The 1,549-nt window shown below is 53.6% G+C and carries 2 protein-coding genes; both read left to right on the forward strand.

Annotated features, from left to right (window positions below; translation table 11 throughout):
- The first annotated feature begins 233 nt into the window (after window positions 1–233).
- Window positions 234–1,112 (forward strand): ExeA family protein, encoded by an 879-nt coding sequence (locus tag ACOSYY_RS12020; RefSeq protein WP_421662633.1) that lies wholly within the window; start codon window positions 234–236, stop codon window positions 1,110–1,112.
- Window positions 1,109–1,549, forward strand: a 441-nt coding sequence (locus ACOSYY_RS12025) for an HD-GYP domain-containing protein (protein WP_421662634.1), incomplete at its 3' end; no start/stop codon positions are given. The genes ACOSYY_RS12020 and ACOSYY_RS12025, both read left to right, overlap by 4 nt.

Raw genomic sequence — 1,549 nt, forward strand, 5'->3', positions numbered from 1 at the left:
TGTTTTTTATGGGGTTTTATAGCTTCCTGACAATCGTGATGGAGCAACGGGTGGGGGTCGGGACCAATCGATACGCGGCAGTCCATTCGCGTCTGGTTCAAACTGTCAACAGTCTTGAGGAATGGGTGCAACGCGGACAAACAGAGCGCGCAGCCATACAAAGTGTCTTGACAAGATGAATTGTGTGCCGATCCTTCCAGGGGCCGTGTGTGTGAAAAGAATAAGGTGGAACGGTGTTTCTCGGTAAAGCTGCGAGCGAGATGTCTGTCGTTCAGGGTTCAAAGTACGAGCCATACTGGCGCTTACAAGGGCGCCCATTTGAAAACGTGCCGGACCCAAAATTCTATGTGCCATCCGTGAAACACGAAGCAGCTATGGCATGCATGCTATACGGGATTCAGGCCCGTAAAGGAATCGTGATGTTGACCGGCGAGATCGGAAGTGGAAAGACCCTCATGAGTCGTGCAGTCATTTGGAAGCTTCCTCGGGCTCAGTATGAAATCGGCCTCTTATCCAACCCGACCGTCACGGAGAACGAACTCCTCGGCGAGATTTTATTCCAGCTCGGCTTGGACCCAGGCGGAACCAGGGTCGAGCAGCTACGCCGATTAAACGACCAGCTGCTTGCCAACTATCATCAAGGTGTAGACACCGTCGTCGTGGTGGATGAGGCACAGGCGATTGAGCACGACCGCTTATTTGAAGAGCTGCGGCTCCTCAGCAATTTCCAGTTGAACGACCGGTTTCTCATCACACTGGTGCTGGTAGGTCAACCGGAACTGCGTGATCGTATCGCGCATATTCCCCAACTCGCACAGCGTGTGGCCGTTTGCCACCATATTGAACGATTCGACCGTGCAGAAACAAAAGCGTACATCGTGGCTCGACTGGCCGCCGTAGGCTGTACGCAGCCAATATTTTCGTCTGGCGCGATATCCTCAATTTTTCAACAGACTGGCGGAGTCTGTCGTTTGATTAACTCGCTGTGCGATTTGTGCCTCTACTTTGGGAGTGTCGCGGAGATGCGTCGAGTTAGGCGAACGTTGGTTGAACGGGTTGCAGGAAGCATGGTGCGTGCACACGATGCCAGCGGAGCGGGGGCGTTCTCGTGAGCGAGTGGTACCATCAGGCAGAACAGGCTCTGAGCGAGACGGCGGTTGCCGTGCAAGGTTGTCATCCTTTCACACTGCCTTCGCTTGAGCGGCTTGCAGCAAATCTGGTCGCATCCTTACAGCGGAATGATGAACTTGTCGTCGAAGCCTTGTCCGGACGGACAGGAGCGCCGTTAATTACGAACTTGATCAATGTGGCCATTTTGGGAACGAAGGTCGGGATGGGGCTCGGGTATTACGGTGAAGAGCTGCAGCGATTGGCATTCGCGGGGCTGGTTCATGATATCGGTTTATTTGCAGTGCCACATACGCTGATCACCAAGAATGGCCGGTTGACTCAGGAAGAGCGAACCGTGATCGAGCAACATCCAGAGTTCGGCTATCGAGTGATTGAGCAATGTGGTTCTGACTATCACTGGCTTGCAGGAGTGATACGT

It is taken from the genome of Nitrospira sp. BLG_2 (assembly GCF_049222245.1).